This is a genomic window from Arthrobacter sp. SW1, assembly GCF_001766675.1.
In the GTDB taxonomy this organism is placed as follows: domain Bacteria; phylum Actinomycetota; class Actinomycetes; order Actinomycetales; family Micrococcaceae; genus Arthrobacter.
In genome coordinates this window covers 117,573-135,021 of sequence record NZ_MJLT01000012.1, presented here as the reverse complement: position 1 = coordinate 135,021, position 17,449 = coordinate 117,573, and the positions used below count along the sequence as shown (strand labels likewise).

General features: G+C 66.3%; 17 protein-coding genes. 8 read left to right on the top strand and 9 right to left on the bottom strand.

Annotated elements, in window-relative coordinates; translation table 11 throughout:
* The first annotated feature begins 191 nt into the window (after positions 1-191).
* Positions 192-1,634: a cytosine permease gene (locus tag BIU82_RS08015; protein WP_070348937.1), complete on the top strand. Its 1,443-nt coding sequence runs from the start codon at positions 192-194 to the stop codon at positions 1,632-1,634.
* 32 nt (positions 1,635-1,666) lie between these two features.
* Here the strand turns inward: BIU82_RS08015 and BIU82_RS08010 are convergent, their stop codons facing one another.
* From BIU82_RS08010 to BIU82_RS08000, 3 genes are all read right to left on the bottom strand, one after another.
* Complete coding sequence (locus tag BIU82_RS08010; protein ID WP_070348936.1) at positions 1,667-2,002, bottom strand: hypothetical protein; 336 nt, start codon at positions 2,000-2,002, stop codon at positions 1,667-1,669.
* Positions 2,003-2,099: 97 nt separating this feature from the next.
* Entirely contained in the window at positions 2,100-3,503 is a 1,404-nt protein-coding gene (locus tag BIU82_RS08005; protein WP_070348935.1) for a GntP family permease, read from the bottom strand.
* 39 nt (positions 3,504-3,542) lie between these two features.
* On the bottom strand, positions 3,543-4,070 hold the full coding sequence (locus BIU82_RS08000; RefSeq protein WP_070348934.1) for a gluconokinase: 528 nt from the start codon (positions 4,068-4,070) through the stop codon (positions 3,543-3,545).
* 186 nt (positions 4,071-4,256) lie between these two features.
* Here BIU82_RS08000 and BIU82_RS07995 point away from each other — a divergent pair, with 186 nt between their 5' ends.
* Positions 4,257-4,961 carry an FCD domain-containing protein gene (locus BIU82_RS07995; RefSeq protein WP_070348933.1) on the top strand — a complete coding sequence of 235 codons (705 nt, stop codon included), beginning with the start codon at positions 4,257-4,259 and terminating at the stop codon, positions 4,959-4,961.
* Between the two features lie 89 nt (positions 4,962-5,050).
* On the opposite strand, the gene BIU82_RS07990 is transcribed toward BIU82_RS07995, so the two are convergent.
* The 6 genes from BIU82_RS07990 to BIU82_RS07965 all read right to left on the bottom strand — a co-directional run bounded on the left by BIU82_RS07990 (position 5,051) and on the right by BIU82_RS07965 (position 11,094).
* Positions 5,051-6,103 carry a M14 family zinc carboxypeptidase gene (locus BIU82_RS07990; RefSeq protein ID WP_070348932.1) on the bottom strand — a complete coding sequence of 351 codons (1,053 nt, stop codon included), beginning with the start codon at positions 6,101-6,103 and terminating at the stop codon, positions 5,051-5,053.
* Positions 6,104-6,309: 206 nt separating this feature from the next.
* Positions 6,310-6,729: a DUF3151 domain-containing protein gene (locus BIU82_RS07985; RefSeq protein WP_070348931.1), complete on the bottom strand. Its 420-nt coding sequence runs from the start codon at positions 6,727-6,729 to the stop codon at positions 6,310-6,312.
* A 3-nt stretch (positions 6,730-6,732) separates the two neighbouring features.
* Positions 6,733-7,752 carry a class II fructose-bisphosphate aldolase gene (gene fbaA, locus BIU82_RS07980; RefSeq protein ID WP_070348930.1) on the bottom strand — a complete coding sequence of 340 codons (1,020 nt, stop codon included), beginning with the start codon at positions 7,750-7,752 and terminating at the stop codon, positions 6,733-6,735.
* Between the two features lie 133 nt (positions 7,753-7,885).
* A complete protein-coding gene (locus BIU82_RS07975; protein WP_070348929.1) occupies positions 7,886-9,133 on the bottom strand; it encodes a lipase family protein in 1,248 nt (415 codons plus the stop codon).
* A gap of 155 nt (positions 9,134-9,288) precedes the next feature.
* On the bottom strand, positions 9,289-9,933 hold the full coding sequence (locus tag BIU82_RS07970) for a TrmH family RNA methyltransferase (protein WP_253182718.1): 645 nt from the start codon (positions 9,931-9,933) through the stop codon (positions 9,289-9,291).
* A 15-nt stretch (positions 9,934-9,948) separates the two neighbouring features.
* The gene (locus BIU82_RS07965) at positions 9,949-11,094 is read right to left on the bottom strand and encodes a hypothetical protein (protein ID WP_070348927.1); all 1,146 of its coding nucleotides are present in this window, start codon (positions 11,092-11,094) and stop codon (positions 9,949-9,951) included.
* Positions 11,095-11,290: 196 nt separating this feature from the next.
* Between BIU82_RS07965 and BIU82_RS07960 the strand changes: the two genes are divergently transcribed.
* The 6 genes from BIU82_RS07960 (at position 11,291) to BIU82_RS07935 (ending at position 17,438) form a co-directional block, all read left to right on the top strand.
* Complete coding sequence (locus BIU82_RS07960) at positions 11,291-12,121, top strand: HAD-IIA family hydrolase (RefSeq protein ID WP_070348926.1); 831 nt, start codon at positions 11,291-11,293, stop codon at positions 12,119-12,121.
* Positions 12,122-12,133: 12 nt separating this feature from the next.
* Positions 12,134-12,811 (top strand): tyrosine-protein phosphatase, encoded by a 678-nt coding sequence (locus BIU82_RS07955; protein WP_070348925.1) that lies wholly within the window; start codon positions 12,134-12,136, stop codon positions 12,809-12,811.
* Between the two features lie 67 nt (positions 12,812-12,878).
* Positions 12,879-13,946 carry a LacI family DNA-binding transcriptional regulator gene (locus BIU82_RS07950; protein WP_070348924.1) on the top strand — a complete coding sequence of 356 codons (1,068 nt, stop codon included), beginning with the start codon at positions 12,879-12,881 and terminating at the stop codon, positions 13,944-13,946.
* A gap of 354 nt (positions 13,947-14,300) precedes the next feature.
* Positions 14,301-15,764: an argininosuccinate lyase gene (argH, locus tag BIU82_RS07945; protein WP_070348923.1), complete on the top strand. Its 1,464-nt coding sequence runs from the start codon at positions 14,301-14,303 to the stop codon at positions 15,762-15,764.
* A complete protein-coding gene (locus BIU82_RS07940; protein ID WP_070348922.1) occupies positions 15,757-16,677 on the top strand; it encodes an amino acid ABC transporter permease in 921 nt (306 codons plus the stop codon). Before argH ends, BIU82_RS07940 begins: the two co-directional genes overlap by 8 nt.
* Positions 16,674-17,438 (top strand): amino acid ABC transporter ATP-binding protein, encoded by a 765-nt coding sequence (locus tag BIU82_RS07935; RefSeq protein ID WP_070348921.1) that lies wholly within the window; start codon positions 16,674-16,676, stop codon positions 17,436-17,438. Before BIU82_RS07940 ends, BIU82_RS07935 begins: the two co-directional genes overlap by 4 nt.
* The last annotated feature ends 11 nt before the right edge of the window (positions 17,439-17,449 follow it).

Here is a 17,449-nt window from a genome sequence, read left to right as displayed (position 1 = left end):
CGTCATGCTTCCGTAACAGGGCGCGACGGCGGCCCTGCGGTGCCGCGGGACGCACACGCCCGCTTCCCGGAACCGGCCAGCGACACGCGAAAAGTGTCTGGGATCCGCGACAGGTCCGGCCTTGGACCCATTGTTCCGCGGCGGGCATTCCTGTGACATGGAACATGCCCGTTCAGCATTAGGAGTTACCCATGGCAGCAGCACCAAGCAGCGCCGTCGAAGCCCGGTCGATCGACATGATCCCGGCCGGCGAGCGCCACGGCCACCCGAAATCCCAATTCACCCTGTGGTTTGGCGCCAACGCGCAGATCACCGCCATCGTGGACGGCGCCCTCGCCGTCGTGTTCGGCGCCGACGCCTTCTGGGCCATTGTCGGCCTGCTGATCGGCAACGTCCTGGGCGGTGTGGTCATGGCCCTGCATTCCGCCCAGGGACCGAAGCTGGGCCTGCCCCAGATGATTTCCAGCCGCGCCCAGTTCGGCGTGTACGGTGCCATCATTCCGCTGGTCCTCGTCATCCTGATGTACGTGGGCTTCGCCTCCACCGGCACCGTGCTCTCAGGCCAGGCCATCAACCTGATCCTCGGCGTCAACGTTCCCGCCGTCGGCATCCTGATCTTCGGCGGGGCGACCGCACTGCTGGCCATTCTCGGCTACAAGTACATCCACGCCCTGGGCCGGATCGCCACAATCCTTGGCCTGGCCGGCTTCCTGTACCTGACCTTCGCGGTGCTGAGCAAGTACGACGTCGGCCAGGTGATGTTCCTCAAGGGCTTCGAGTGGCCCACCTTCCTGACCGCCATCGCACTGAGCGCCGGCTGGCAGATGACCTTCGGGCCGTACGTGGCGGACTACTCCCGCTACCTGCCGCAGGAAACCAGCGAGCGCCGGACCTTCTGGTACACCTTCGCCGGATCCGTGGGCGGTGCCCAGTGGGCCATGACCATCGGCGCGATCGCCGGTGCACTCTCCGCCGCAGGGCTGGGCGGCAACTTCCTGAAGAACCAGGTGGGCTACATGGGCGAACTGGCAGGTGCCGGGCTGATCGCCATCTTCATCTATCTGGTGATCGTCTCCGGCAAGCTGACCGTCAACTGCCTCAACGCCTACGGCTCCTTCATGTGCGCGGTCACGATCGGCACGGCCCTCAACCGCCGCGACTCCGTATCCAAGGCAACCCGGATCGTGTTCATCATCGCGGTGATCACGGTGAGCGTGCTGATCGCATTGTTCGCGAGCAAGGACTTCCTGAACCTGTTCAAGAACTTCGTGCTGATGCTGCTCATGGTGTTCACGCCGTGGTCTGTCATCAACCTGGTGGACTACTACAAGATCTCCCGTGACCGCCTGGACATCCCGGCGCTCTACAACCCGGACGGACGCTACGGCCGCTGGAACGTTGCCGCGCTGGTTTCCTACGGCATCGGCGTCGTGGTCCAGATCCCCTTCCTGGCCCAGGCCCTCTACACCGGCCCGGTCACCCACTGGCTGGGCGGCGCGGACATTTCCTGGATCGTGGGCATCGTGGTGACCATGGCGGTCTACTACCCGTGGGCAAAGGCCACCAACCGGGCGCCGCTGGAGACCATCTACCCCGAAACCGAGCAGGCGCCCGCCCCGGTGAGCGCCCGCTAGGAGCCGGGCGGCCGCCGTCGTCCGCGGTCCGCTTACCGGCGGGCGTTCGCGAGGGCGGCGTCCGCCAGGGCAGGCCACTCGGCCGAAGCCGCGAGCGGGACTTCCACCCAGTCCTTGAACGGCCGGCCCATCCCTGAAGGATCGAAGAGCACGGCGCCGGGCAACGCGAGCGCCCGCGCGTGTTCCGGAGTATCACGGCCCAGCTTGAAAGCGACCAGGTCCCCGTTCAGGCAGGCGATCGCCTTCTTCTCCAGCAGCAGCGAACGGGCGCCGAACATCTGCCCGGCCACCACGCCGGCGTCCAGCAGGTCAGCGCCCAATTCCTCGAAGGCGGCGATGGCGGCAGCGGACGACTCGCGTTTCTCCATGCCGGAATCATGCCCGACGCCGGACCCAAAGCAAAGCGCGGCCGGCACCTTCCAGAGGTGCCGGCCGCGCTGTCGCGTTCGGGGGGTGCGGGTACCGCTAGCCTGCGGCGCCCGCGATGGCGAACACCAGGGCTGCGACCGCGAAGCCTGCCACGCCGATCAGGGTTTCCATGACGGTCCAGGTCTTCAGGGTGGTCTTGACGTCCATGCCGAAGAAGCGGCCCACCAGCCAGAAGCCGGAGTCGTTCACGTGGGACACCACCACGGAACCGGCGGCGACGGCGATCACGAGGGCTGCCAGCTGCATGCCGTTGAGTCCCGCGTCGGCGACGGCCGGAGCGATCAGGCCGGCCGCCGTCGTCAGCGCGACCGTGGCGGAACCCTGGGCGATGCGCAGGATCGCGGAAATCAGGAAGCCTGCAACGATCAGCGGGATGCCGATTCCGCCCAGCACGTCGGCCAGGGCCTTGCCGATGCCGGAGGTGCGCAGCACGCCACCGAACATGCCGCCGGCACCGGTGATGAGGATAACCGAGCAGACCGGGCCGAGGGAGGACTCGAGGAGCTTTTCGAGCACGGAGCCGTGGATGCCGCGGCGCATGCCGAGGACCAGGGCGGCAACGAAGACGGAGATCAGCAGGGCCACCGGGGTCTCACCGATGGTGCGGAGGATCTGGAACCACGGCTCCGCGGTAACGGCCTTGTCCAGCACGCCGGAGGAAGCCAGCGTGTTCAGGCCGGTGTTGAGGAAGATCAGCACGAGCGGAAGGAGCAGCACGCCCATGACGGTGCTGAAGCGCGGCGGGTGCTTTTCGGCTTCTTCGTCCGCTTCGCCGAGGATGGCGGGAACCGGGAGGACCAGCTTGCGGCCGGTCCACAGGCCGTAAAGGTAGGCCGTGACGTACCAGGTGGGGATGGCTGCGACGAGGCCGACAATGACCACCAGGCCGACGTTTGCGCCGAGCAGCGCGGAAGCGGATACCGGGCCCGGGTGCGGCGGGACGAAGATGTGCATCACGGAGAAGGCGCCCGCGGCCGGGAGGCCGTAGCGGAGCAGGCCGCCGCCGAGGCGGTGTGCCACGGCGAAGACCACGGGAAGCATGACCACCAGGCCGGCGTCGAAGAAGATCGGGAAGCCGAAGATCAGCGAGGCGAGGCCCAGGGCGAACGGCGCCCGCTTCTCGCCGAAGACGCTGATGAGGTAGTCGGCCAGCACCTTGGCGCCGCCCGAGGTTTCCACGATCCGGCCGAGCATGGCGCCCAGGCCCACCAGCAGGGCCACCGTGCCCAGCGTGGTGCCGAAGCCGTTGACGAGCACCGGAACCACCTTGTCCGCGGGGATTCCCGTGGCGAACGCCGTGGCAAGGCTGACAGTGATCAGGGCAAGCAGCGCGTGCATCCGGAAACGGATGATCAGGACGAGCAGGACGGCGATGGCGGCGGCTGCGATGAGCAGCAGCGGGCCCGCGCCAAGCGTTTGGGTCCATCCTTCGATGGTCATGGTTCTCCTTTGAAACAGGGTGGGTGTTGGGGGAAGTGCCTAGGCGGCCTGCAGCATGAGCCCGTCGACGACGGCGCGCACCAGGGCGGACGGCTCCCGGGAGATGTCCAGACGCAGGCTTCCGGAGGCATATTCTTCGGCGCTGAGCGGTTCCAGGGTTGCCAGCTGGCTGGGCAGGAGGCTGGGCGGCATGAAGTGCCCTTCCCTGCCGCCCATGCGTTCGGCGAGGAGTTCCGGAGTGCCGTCGAGGTGGACGAAGACCACGCGGCCTTGCGCCTCCGCGAGCAGCTCGCGGTAGCTGCGCTTGAGCGCGGAGCAAGTCAGCACGGTGCTCTTGCCTGCCTGCGCCTCGGACGTCATCCAGTCGCGGATGCTGCGCAGCCAAGGCCAGCGGTCTTCGTCCGTGAGGGGGACTCCACCGGCCATCTTGGTGATGTTGGCCGACGGGTGGAAACGGTCCGCTTCGGCCATGTCCCAGCCAAGGGACGACGACAGCGCTTCGGCAATCGTGGACTTGCCTGCGCCGGCAACGCCCATGACGACCACGTGGATTGCAGATGACTCCATTGCCCTACCTCCGCAGGAAGACGTCGTTGGCTTCCGAAGAAGCTCGGGTTCGGCGCTGATGCGCCGCGTTCCTGAAAAAGATAGCACCATTGAAAAGTGATTGGTAGTACTTTTTGTGCTTTTGGTCATACTTTTGCGCCGGAGACCTTAAGCTGGGGTGTGAACCCGGCACGTGAAAGGCAGGACATGTCGACGGCGACAGCAGAAGGCGGCGGCCTCCACCAACGCATGCTGGACACACTGGGAGAGTCGATCGCCTCCGGCAAGCTGGCCCCCGGCACCCGCCTCACGCTCGATGACCTCCAGCAGGAGTTCAACGTCTCCCGCACCATCGCCCGGGACACCATGCGCGTCCTTGAGTCCATGAACCTCGTCTATTCGCGGCGGCGCGTGGGAATCGTGGTGCAGGATCCGCGGCACTGGAACGTCTTCGACCCCAAGCTGGTGCATTGGCGGCTGCTCTCCGAACGCCGCGAAGCCCAGTACGCCTCCCTCACGGAGCTGCGCATCGCCGTCGAGCCCATCGCCGCAGCGGCAGCAGCCCGCCGCGCCACGCACGCCCAGCGCGGGGAACTTGGCGCCCTGGCCGCGGAGCTGCGCCGGCTCGGCGAGGCCGGGGACCTGGAAGCCTTCCTTGCCGTGGACATCGCCTTCCACCGGCTGCTGCTGCACGCCAGTGGCAATGAGATGTTCGCGGCGATCGACGAAATGGTGGCCGAGGTCCTCACCAGCCGCACGAAACAGGGCCTCATGCCGTTCCGCCCGGAGCAGGCGGCCCTCAAGGCGCACGAAGACGTTGCCGCCGCGGTATCCCGCGGCGATACCGGCAAGGCCGAAGAAGCGATGCACCGGGTAGTGGTCGAAGTCCGCCAGGCAATGGGACTCGAGTAAGGTTTTCCGCCCTCTTGAAGCGCGAACGTACAGTTGGGGCCCTTAAACCGGCGGTTTAAGGGCCCCAACTGTACGTTCGCGAGGGTGTCCTACTCGTCTTCCTCCCCACCGTCGCGGCTGTTCTGGGTGGCGAGGGTGTCCCAGAAAGTGGTGTCGGCGTCGGCGATGGAACCGTCCGCAATGGCCGCGGCCGTCGAGGTCAGCGTGGTGACCGTCTGCTTGATCAGGTAGCCGTTGCTGCGCTGGCCGAGCGCGTAGCCGTCCAGGTAGTGGTCGGACATGCCGCGCATTTCGAAGAGCAGGGTGGCGATTCCGTATTCCACGGCGATGCCGTTGCGGCTGATGGTTTCCGCGCTGCCGCCCTGGTACTTGCCCAGGTGGCCCCAACCGGTGGAATCGACGCTGTTGAATACCACCGAGCCGAGCTGCTTGGACTTCTCCACCACGGCCGGATCCGCGTTGGGCGTGGTGGGGTACAGGATGGAGCCGGACACCAGTTCGCCGTCGCGTTCGCTGCGGGTGCCCTGATGGTGGAGGTCGATCATGTAATCGATCCGGTACTTGCGCATCACGTTGTTGTGCAGCGCCTGGGTTTCCGGCTGGATCTTGTCCACGTGGTCCCGGTTCAGGTCCACACCCTCGGCGTTGTAGCGGGTGAGGTGGCGGTCTCCCTTGGCGATGTAATCGTCCAGCGGGAAGTTCACATCGCCCATGGCGCCGTCCGCGTTCAGCATCGGAACGATCAGGATGTTCACGCCGTCCAGGATGCCCGAGGAATTGGCGGTACCCAGCTGCTTGATGAACGCCATGGCGCCCTCGGTGGTGAGCTGCTCGTTGCCGTGCTGCTGGGTCAGGTACAGGATGGTGGGCTTGGCCGGATCAGTGAGGTACTTGACCAGGTGGATGTCGCGGCCCTTGACGGTCTGGCCGATCACTTCCAGTTCCATGGCGTCCTGGCGCGCGTCCTGGTCCTTCAGGAAGGACACCAGTTCGTCATAGGTGGCCAGCTTGGAGGTGGTGATCTGGCCGTTGTCGCCGTAGCCCGGGCCCTCTCCGACGGCTGTTGCCACTGGCGCCGCCCCGGCCACGACGGCCAGCGCCAGGGCGCCCGATGCGGCCAGGGTCCTGAAGGTTCTTTTCACGGTTCTGTACCTCTTTCACGTGCGTTGGATGCGTCAGCCGGCCACGTCCCCCATTGCGGCTGTGACAAATACCCAAGCAAGCTGAACAAAAGCTGTCAATGAAATCGACAAAACTGAACAGCACCCGCACAGCAGGAACGACGACGGCGTTAAAACGCGGCGGCGCCCCTCACCGTTCAGTGAGGGGCGCCGCCGTCGTACTGGCTTTACGCCTCGATGGCCGCCTTCGCGGCGGGATCGGAGTCGTTCAGGAACTTCTCGATCCGCTCCGGTTCATCGGCTTCGCCGATGGCCGCCGAGGCCCGGCCCAGCGCGTACAGGGCGCGCAGGAATCCGCGGTTCGGCTCATGCTCCCACGGGATGGGACCGACGCCGCGCCAGCCGTTGCGCCGGAGCGAATCCAGGCCGCGGTGGTAGCCGACGCGGGCGTAGGCGTAGGAATCGATGGTGCGGCCCTCCGCCCAGGCTTCCTCGGCAAGGATGGCCCAGAGCAGCGAGGAGGTGGGGTGCTTGGCCACGAGGTCCAGGGCTTCCTGGCCGAGGGCGAGGTGCTGGTACACCTCGGTCTCAGCCGGAAGGAGCGTGGCTTCGGGACCCAGCAGGTTCTTGCGGAATTCGTCGGACATGACTTAGAAGGTCTTGCCTGCCGAGCCGAGCTGGCGGGCGGATTCGACGATGCGGGCGGCCATGCCGGCTTCGGCAGCAGCGCCCCAGACGCGGGGGTCGTAGGTCTTCTTGTTGCCGATCTCGCCGTCGATCTTCAGCACGCCGTCGTAGTTGGCGAACATGTGGCCGGCCACCGGACGGGTGAAGGCGTACTGGGTGTCCGTGTCCACGTTCATCTTGATGACGCCGTAGGACACAGCGTCAGCGATCTCCTGGTCCGTGGAGCCAGAACCGCCATGGAAGACGAGGTCGAACGGGTTGTCCTTGCCGATCTTGGCGCCAACCTCGGACTGGATCTGCTTCAGCAGCTCCGGACGCAGCTTCACGCCGCCCGGCTTGTACACGCCGTGCACGTTGCCGAAGGTCAGGGCCGTGATGTAGCGGCCGTTTTCGCCGGCGCCCAGGGCCTCGATGGTGGCCAGGGCGTCCTCGGTGGTGGTGTAGAGCTTCTCGTTGATCTCGTTCTCCACACCGTCCTCTTCACCGCCGACCGTGCCGATTTCGACCTCGAGGATCATCTTGGCGGCAGCCGTGCGTTCCAGCAGTTCGCGGGCAATGCGCAGGTTCTCGGTGAGGGTCTCGTGCGAGCCGTCCCACATGTGCGAGTTGAACAGCGGGTTGCGGCCGGCCTTCACCTCGGCCTCGGAAGCGGCAAGCAGCGGCAGCACGAAACCGTCCAGCTTGTCCTTCGGGCAGTGGTCCGTGTGCAGGGCGATGTTCACGTTGTAGTTCTTGGCGACCTCACGGGCGAACGCGGCGAAACCCAGCGAACCGGCAACCATGTCCTTCACCGAAGCGCCCGACCAGTACGCAGCGCCACCGGTGGAGACCTGGATGATGCCGTCCGACTCGGCCTCGGCGAAACCGCGGATCGCAGCGTTCAGGGTCTGCGACGACGTCACGTTCACCGCCGGGAAAGCGTAGCCGCCGGCCTTCGCGCGGTCGATCATTTCCGAGTAGATCTCTGGGGTTGCAATGGGCATGGTGACTCCTATGCTGTGTTTTCGTCTATGGGCGTGATGACCCTGAAACAGACCGCTTACGGCTAGGCACCATCCTAGCCAGATCCGTTCCGGCGGCGTGTTTCGGGTCACCCGTCGGTAACACAAGGGCCTGCTAGCGGTAGAGCCAGCAGTTTCCGGCAGCCGGCGCACCGGCGAAGCGGCGCTCAAGGAAGATGAAGGCCTGCGGTATGGCCGCGGCGTACCCGCCCACATGGGTGGCGCCCGCCGTCGTATCGAAATACACCGGGGCACCTGCTGCACACCAGCGTTTGGTCAACTGCCGGCCCTGATCATAGGGAATGACATCGTCCAGCAAACTGTGCGAGAGCAGCACCGGGACCTTCGGAGCACGGCCATTGCCGATCTTTTGCTCAGCCACCACGGCCTTCACCGCCGGAACATCCAGCAGCGAACTCATCTTCTGCCCGGACACCGTCAGACGGCTCGTATCCAGGAATCCGCTCGAGGCGATCGACTGGAGGGTGCATTCCTGGTCCGTCGCGGCGATCTTCGCACGTCCGGCTGCGTTGAGGTAAGGGCCGACATCGATCCCTCCTGCGACGCTCATCCCGGACACTGCGTACAGCAGGAAAGCGGTGTAGAGCCTGCCGTCGAGGTTCCGCCCGACAGCGGGCAGGTCGGCCGGAACCGCTCCGGCATAGGCGCCCTTCAGCTTGAGTTCCGGCGCATGACTGTGGGCGAGTTCCGCGGCCGACGCTGAGGCTCCGCCACCCTGGGAGTAGCCTGCCAGCGCCACGGGGGCGTTGGGCGAAATCCGGGGATCGCCCAGGCGCTGGGCGGCGCGGGCGGCATCCAGCACGGCATGACCCTGGGACGCCCGCGCCATGTAGCTGTGGCGGCCGGCCGTTCCGAGCCCTTCGTAGTCCGTCACCGCCACCGAATAGCCGCGGGCCAGGAGCCCTGCAATGAAGACCCCCTCATACTCCTCACCGGCGGCGAGCGCCCGGGACGGCGCGCACTGGTCACCCTGGCCCTGGGTCCCTACCGCGTAGCTCACCAAAGGGCGCAACCCGGAACCAAGCCACGGTGCGTCCGGGACCAGGACAGTTCCGGTCACCGCGACGGGGACTCCGGCACTGTTCAGCGAGCGGTACATGATCCGGGTTGCCGAAGCTTTCGCCTTAACGACCTTCAGCGGGTCAACGTAGAAAACCGAGGGTTCGCTTCGGATGAGGTCGCCGTTGGACGGCGGAAGAAGGGACGGAGGGCTGTAGAAATCCGCGGACTCAAGCAAGGGAGCGGCATGCGCGGAAGGGGCGGCGCCGGCTGCAACACCACCCGCGGTGACGGCCAAGGCCAAGACAAGTGCTGACAAGGTACGGGCAGGACGGCGCTTCATTGAACCTCCAGTCAATGCCGTGCTCTCCGATGAGCGCGGCCCACGCCACATGCTACTGGCGGGTAACTTTCAGGCCTAGGGTTCCGTCGGTCTTTTTTCGGACGCCCCCGGCGCCGTCCCGGCGTCTCCCGGGCGCCGCCCCGGTGCCGAAGCGCTCAGCCCGTGACGCGCTGGCCGAAGTTGTGCCGCCGGATCCACGCGTGCATGGCAATGGCCGCGGCCGAGGCAGCGTTGATGGACCGCGTGGAGCCGTACTGCTCGATCGACAAGGTGGCGACGGCGGCATCGTGCACCTCGGGAGTCAGGCCGGGGCCCTCCTGGCCGAACACCAGCACGCAGTTCCGCGGAAGGTCGTAGTTTTCCAGTTGCACCGAGTCCGGGAAGATGTCGATGCCGATGATCGCCAGCCCCTCCCCCTGCGCCCAGGCGACAAAGTCCTCAACGGTGGGGTGGTGGCGGACGTGCTGGTAGCGGTCGGTGACCATGGCGCCCCGGCGGTTCCACCGGCGTCGGCCGATGATATGGACCTCCTTGGCGAGGAAGGCATTCGCGGTGCGCACCACGGTGCCGATGTTGAGGTCGTGCTGCCAGTTTTCGATGGCGATATGGAAGTCGTGCCGGCGTGAATCCAGGTCCGCGACGATCGCCTCGTGCTTCCAGTACCGGTATTTGTCCACGACATTCCGGCGGTCGCCGTCGGCCAGCAGGTCCGGATCCCAGTGGTCGCCCTCCGGCCAAGGGCCCTCCCACGGGCCGACTCCGACCTCCGCAACGGGCGTCTCAGGCAGTTCTTCGCTCACCACCCAAGCCTAGCGTCAGCCCAGCTTCCACTTGTTGACACGGTAGCTGTTGGCCAGCTTGGCGAAGACGCCGGGGTGGGCGTCCCAATAGCTCTGGTGACCGCTGACGCCCATCATCTGCGGCGTGCCCCATGGCGTCACTGAGAACAGGTTCACGGCCTGGATGTCGTTCCCGGCCGCCGTCTTGCAGGTAAACGGCAGAACCACAGCGATCCCCCGGCGGAATTCACGGATGGCAGGCTTGGAGGCATTGAAGTCGGAGGCGCACTTGTGGCCCACCAGGTGCTTGGGCAGTTCCGCGGCCGGGATGGCGGCGAGCTTGGCCTGCGTGGCCCGGATGGCGGCCTTCACCTTCGCCGGATCCTTGCCGTACTTGCCTTCCTCACTCTCGGCGAAGAAGGAGAACGCCAGGGAAATACCGTCAGCGTCCTTCTCCTCGGTTCCCTGCGCCACCTGCTGCAGTTCCTTGCCGGTGGCCGGGTCCTTGGAGATGCCGAAGGTGCCGTCGTAGCTCCAGTCCTTCAGCCTCTGGAAAGACGATTCCCCGGTGACGAACTTCGCGAAGGCGGGGTCGCCGTCGGCCGGGACGTTGGCGGGGCCCTGCAACTGCTCCCAGCCGGGCGGCAGCGGAATGGCGTCCGCGGGGATGCTGGAGGACGGAGCAGCTCCCGACGGCGGATCCGCCGGAGCCGCGGATGTTCCGCCCGCGGCGGGGCCGGGAGTGGCGGGCGCCTTGGTGAAGGACGGCACGATCCATACGAAGACCACCACCAGGGCGATCGCCACCAGTGCCGCAACCGAGCCGATCACGATGGCCAGGGTCTTGCCGCTGGAAGGCTGCGCGGGCGGCGGTACGGGCGCCGGCTGGGCCACCGGTTCCGGGTAGCGGTGCACGGTCTCCTCGACCAGGTCGTCGGGGTGGGCGGACTGGTTCGGCTGATATTGGCCGGGCTGGTACTGGGTTGGCTGGTACTGGCCCGGTTGAACAGGGTACGGCGCCTGCGGCTGGGCATACTGGCCCGGCTGGTACTGGCCCGGTTGAACGGGGTACTGGCCGGGCTGATACTGGCCGGGCTGGTACTGGGGCGGAGGGCCCTGGAGCGGCTGCTGCCCCGGCCACTGGGGAGCTCCGTGGGTGCCGTCACCGTTATTGGTGGTCATCGGACGATCCTTTCGGGGCGATCCTTGCGGATCAGGGCTTGGAGGCAGGACCGCGGACCGGCGCGTGTCCCCCGCACGACAGGCACCAGCCTAGAGGAGTCAGCCGGTATGTTTCACCCTCCGTCATGGGTACCTCTACCCTCCCGCGGAATGAAAGACTTGGGGCAGGAATCTGCCAATGACCCGGAGGAAAAGCATGGCGAACGCAAGCGAGGAACCGAAGAAGTCCACCAACTACCGGCACGACCGTGAGATCGAATGCTGGCTCACGGACATGGACGGTGTCCTGGTCCATGAGAACCAGGCCATTCCGGGCGCTTCCGAACTGATCCAGCGCTGGGTGGACACGTCCAAGCGCTTCCTCGTGCTGACCAACAATTCGATCTTCACGCCGCGGGACCTCGCCGCCCGCCTCAGCTCTTCCGGCCTGGAGGTCCCGGAGGAGAACATCTGGACCTCGGCCCTGGCCACCGCCCAGTTCCTGAAGGACCAGGTGGAAGGTTCCGGTTCCGGCAACCGCGCGTACACAATCGGCGAGGCGGGACTGACGACGGCGCTGCACGAGGCCGGCTTCATCCTCACCGACCAGAACCCCGACTTCGTGGTGCTCGGCGAAACGCGCACCTACTCCTTTGAGGCAATCACCACCGCTGTGCGCCTGATCCTAGCCGGCGCCCGTTTCATCGCAACCAACCCGGATGCCACGGGCCCGTCCCAGGACGGGCCGATGCCCGCCACCGGCGCCATTGCCGCGATGATCACCAAAGCCACCGGCCGGGAGCCCTACATCGTGGGCAAGCCCAACCCGATGATGTTCCGTTCCGCGATGAACCGGATCGATGCCCACTCCGAAACCACGGCCATGATCGGCGACCGCATGGACACCGACATCGTGGCGGGCATGGAAGCCGGCCTGCACACCGTGCTGGTCCTCAGCGGCATTACCCAGCGCGAGGAAATCGCGTCCTTCCCGTTCCGTCCCAACCAGGTCCTGTCCTCGGTGGCGGAGCTCAAGGAACAGATCTAGGAAGGCCAGGCCATGGCGGTGCTCAACCTGCGGCCATTGCTGGGAGGAAGGCTCCTCCGTGGGAGCCAGCCTTTCGGCCTGGACGCTGCCGGCACCACGGATTTCCTGTCACGGTACGGCATCCGCACCGTCGTGGACCTGCGCAGCAGCCGGGAACGCGAGCTGCTGCCATGGCAGCTCGCGGCGGGCAACGGCGTCGAGCTCCTGGAGAACCCGTTCGACCCCGCACCTGCCGGGCTGCCGCCGGTGGGCACCGCCGAGGAGCTCGGCGAGCTCTATCTGAGCTGGGTCCGGCAGGGGCCCGCCTGGGTGGCGGCATCGCTGCGGCCGGCGGTGGACGGCCCGGTGTTTGTGCATTGTTCGCTTGGCAAGGACCGCACCGGAGTCGTCGCGGCGTTGGCACTGCTGGCAGCCGGCACCGACCCTGAAGCGGTGGTAGCTGACTACATCGCCACCACCTCGGCCCTGCCGCAATTGCTCGCGGTCATGGCCGAGACCTGGGGCCGGGCGGTGCCCGCCCTCCCGGCGGAAGCCTTCAACCCGGCGCAGTTGCTGCTGCAGTCGCCCGAGGCCGCCATCCGGCATTTCCTGGCCGCTTTCGAGCAGGAATTCGGCAGCGCCGCGGACTATTTGCGGGAAGCCGGATTGAGTGCCGCGGAGCTTGCGGCACTGCGCTCCACCGCCGCGTAAAACCACCCATCGGATACCGGTGTCACACACGGTCATCCGCGCGGCCGCTTTGTTGTAGATTTCCCTTATGGTCCCCTCCAGCCGCCGTGCGGCCACCCTGCTTGATGTGGCCCGGCTCGCCGGGGTTTCGCGTTCGACGGCGGCCCGCGTCCTGGGCGGTTATGGTTCCGTGAACGCGGAGCTCGCGGCGATGGTTGCGGCTGCGGCGGAAACCCTCGGCTACCGTGGCAACGCCTTGGCCCGCAGCGTCAGTTCGGGCCGCTCGAACACCATTGGCGTGGTGGTCAGCGACATCGAAAACCCCTACTTCGCCCAGGCCGTCCAGGGAATCACGGCGGCAGCCAAGCGGGGCGGCTATGACGTGATCCTGGCGAACACCGGGGAGGCCGTTGCGGCCGAGCGTGACGCCGTGGACGTTTTCCTGGACAAGCGGGTGGACGGGCTGATCATCGCGGCCTCCTCCCGGGTGGACACCTCCCACCTCCTGGACGTGGTGAAGATGGGCCGCCCGCTGGTGCTCCTGGACCGCAGGCCGGACAACGTCCCTGCAGACTGGGTGGGCACGGACAACTATGCCGATACCTGCGCCGTGATGCGGCACCTCATCGAGGAAGGCCACAAGAGCGTGGCGTTCATCGCGGGCACCACCAAGTCGCCGGAGCAACTGGAGGCCGGCGATCCGTTGCCGATCTCCACGATTGCGGACAAGGTCCGTGCCATCCGGGACACCGCCCGGGACGCGGGGATCCGTTACGAGTTCCTTCCCGGAGCCATGAATCCCGAGGCCGCGCGTGACGTGCTCCGGCGCATGCTTGGGCGCCCGGACCGGCCCACCGCCTTGATCGTGTCCTACAACCGCTTGGCCCTGCCGTCCTTCCAGGCACTGCGGGAAGCCGGGCTCCGGATCCCGGAGGACATGTCCTTCGTAAGCCTGGACGATGCCGAATGGATGACCGTGAGCGCCCCTGCGGTAACCGCCGTCGCGCTGCCCGCATACCGGATCGGCGAACGCGCCGCAGAAATCCTGCTTGCCCGCACCAACGGTGAGGGACCTGCCGGGACTTCCCACGTCCTGGAATCGACCTTCATGCGCCGGGACTCCGTGGCGGCTCCCGCCCTGTCTGCAACGGCATAGCAGGCCCTTTCTCCACCCCGCCTGGCAGGCGCCGGCCGGGGCTTCGCCGTGCCCCCTGACAGCCGGCTTCCGGATGCTGGACCGGCATTGGATACCGGTGTCTGGCATTGCTAATCTCGCCTAAGACACCGGTATCCGGGCAATTTGTTACGGACCCGGATACCGGTATCCAAAGGTCGACTTTCGCGAGATTCCGCGGAAGTCCAGGCGAAACCGGGAGCGATGACTCGAAAATTCTCGCCGGCCTCCAATTAATTCCACAGCCCATTGACTTTGCCGGTTTACCAAAGAAATACTTCTGTTTATTCCCAGTGACTCATGTCATACGCAGCCCCCTCTAGGAGCCCTCCCCCGATGACCGACAACACCAAGCTCTGGGGCGGCCGCTTTGCCGGCTCGTCCAGCCCGGAGCTCGCCCGTTTCTCCCGTTCCGATCCGCGGTACTTCGCCATGGCGCCGTATGACCTGCACGGCTCCCGCGCCCACGTCCGCGAACTCAACCGTGCCGGACTCATCAGCGATTCCGAACTCAGCCTGTTCATCTCCAGCATCGATGACGTGGCGCGCGACGTCGCCGCGGGCACCGCCCGGCCCCAGGAAGCCGACGAAGACGTCCACACCTTCCTTGAGCGCCTGCTGATCGAACGCATGGGCCCAACGGGCGGCAAAATCCGGGCCGGACGTTCCCGCAATGACCAGGCAGCCAACGATCTGCGCCTCTACATGCGGGACAAGGTCCGCGGCGTCAGCGCCTTGATCGTCGAACTGGCCGAGGCCCTGGCCGGGCAGGCCGAAAAGCACCTCCACACCCCGGTTCCCGGATTCACCCACCTGCAATCCGCACAGCCGGTGGTGTTCGGGCACCAGCTCCTGGCACACGCCCAGCCGCTTCTGCGCGACCTCCATCGTTTCCAGGACTGGGACCGCCGCGCCGCCGTCTCGCCGCTCGGGGCAGCGGCACTGGCGGGGTCCACCTTCGCGCTGACGCCGGAAACGGCTGCGCTGGAACAGGGCTACGAGAGCAGCGCCGAAAACTCCATTGACGCCGTCGGGAGCCGCGACGCCGCGATTGAATTCCTGTTCGTCTGCTCACTGACGCTGATCGACATCTCGCGCCTGTGCGAGGAGATCATCTCCTGGGCCTCCCAGCAGTTCCGCTGGATCCGCATGGACGATGCCTACTGCACCGGCAGCTCGATCATGCCCCAGAAAAAGAACCCGGACATCGCCGAACTCGCCCGCGGCAAGGCCGGCCGCGTGCTGGGCGACCTGATGGGCCTGATGGCCGCGGTCAAGTCCCTGCCGCTCGCCTACAACCGCGACCTCGCCGAGGACAAAAACGCCGTTCTCGACGCCGTCGAAACCCTCGAGGTGGCGCTGCCGGCCCTGAGCGGCCTGGTCCGCACTTTCGAAGTGAACGTCGAGGAAGTCACCCGCCAGGCGACAGCCGGCTTCACGCTCGCCACCGAAGTGGCCGACTGGTTGGCCCGCCAGGACATTCCGTTCAGCGAAGCCCACCATATCTCCGGCGCCCTGGTCAGATTCTGCGAAGAGAACGGGCTGGACTACGGTGACCTGAGCGACGAGCAGCTCGCCTCGGTTGATCCCCGCCTCACCCCCGGAGTCAAGGCCGTGCTGACGGTCGAAGCGGCCCTTGAGGCGCACTCCGGTTTCGGCGGAACCGCGCCCGCCCGTGTGGCCGAACAGCTCACCCGGCTGCGTGCCCGCCTTGACCAGGTGTCCGGCTGGACCAACGACTATCAAGGCCTGCGCGTCCTCCCCTCCCACTCCGACCACGATCAGGACACCCATGAATAGCCAGACCGAGCAAAACGTCCGGAGCAGCGCTCCGGCGCCGGAACTCAGGATCGTCCCCCGGAAGCATCTGGGCCGCTGGGCCGCTGCCGCCGCCGTCGTGCTCCTGCTGGTGTGGCTCGCGGTGTCCTTCGCGCAGGCACAGATCGACTGGCCCACCGTGCAGGAGTACCTGAGCGCACCGGCGCTTATCGCGGGCATCGGCCTGGCGATCGTGCTCACGGTGGTGGCCATGGTGATCGGCCTGGTCCTTGGCGTGGTCACCGCCGTCATGCGCTTGTCCAAGAACCCCGTGGTGTCCGGCGTCGCGTGGATGTACGTCTGGGTGTTCCGCGGAACGCCGGTGTATCTCCAGTTGCTCATGTGGTTCAACCTGGCGCTGATCTTCCCCGTGGTGGGCATCCCCGGGGTGTTCCAGGGCCGCATGATCGACATGCTCACCCCGTTCGTGGCGGCGTCGATCGGCCTGGGCCTGAACCAAGGCGCGTACACCTCCGAGGTGGTCCGAAGCGGCATCCTGTCCGTGGACGAAGGCCAAGCCGAAGCCGCGCAGGCCATCGGCATGACCAAGCTGCAGACCATGCGCCGGATCATCCTGCCGCAGGCCATGCGGGTCATCATCCCGCCGGTGGGCAACGAAGTGATCGGCATGCTCAAGACCACCTCGCTCGCCTCGGCGATCGGCGTGACGGAAATCCTGGCCGAAGCCCAGCACATCTACTTCGTCAACAACCGGATCATGGAGCTGCTGATCGTGTGTGCCGTCTGGTACCTGGGCGCGGTGTCCGTCCTGAGCATCGGCCAGTACTACCTGGAGCGCAGCTTCGCGAAGGGCTCTTCCGCCAAGCAGCTTCCCCCTACCCCGGTCCAGCGGCTGAAGGCCTTCTTCGGCACCAATCGAAAGGCCATGCGATGAGCAACGTACTTGTGCGTGCAGAGAACGTCCACAAGAGCTTCGGTGCCAACGATGTCCTCAAGGGCGTGGACCTCGAGGTGGCTGCCGGCGAGGTGGTCTGCCTCCTGGGGGCTTCCGGCTCCGGCAAAAGCACCTTCCTGCGCTGCATCAACCACCTGGAAACCCTCAGCCAGGGCCGCATCTGGATCGGCGACGAGGTGGTGGGCTACCGGCAGGACGGCAACAACCTCCACGAACTCTCGGACAAGGAAGCGTCCCGGCAGCGCCGCAACATCGGCATGGTCTTCCAGCGCTTCAACCTGTTCCCGCACATGACCGCCCTCGAGAACATCATCGAAGGCCCGGTGCAGGTCAAGAAGCAGAAGCCCGCCGAAGCGAGGCAGCTCGCCTCCGAACTCCTGGCCCGCGTGGGCTTGGCCGGCCGGGAGAACGCCTACCCGCGCCAGCTTTCGGGCGGCCAGCAGCAGCGCGTCGCCATTGCCCGGGCCCTGGCCATGAAGCCGGAGCTCATGCTTTTCGACGAGCCGACCTCGGCCCTGGACCCGGAGCTGGTGGGCGAGGTGCTGGACGTCATGAAGGACCTTGCCCGTTCCGGCCTCACCATGATCGTTGTCACCCACGAAATCGGCTTCGCCAAGGAAGTGGCGGACCGCGTGGCCTTCATGCACAACGGCCAAATCGTGGAAATCGGCACCCCCTCGGAAGTGCTGGACAACCCCCAACACGAACGCACCGCCGCGTTCCTTTCCCGCGTTTTCTAATCCCCAACCCC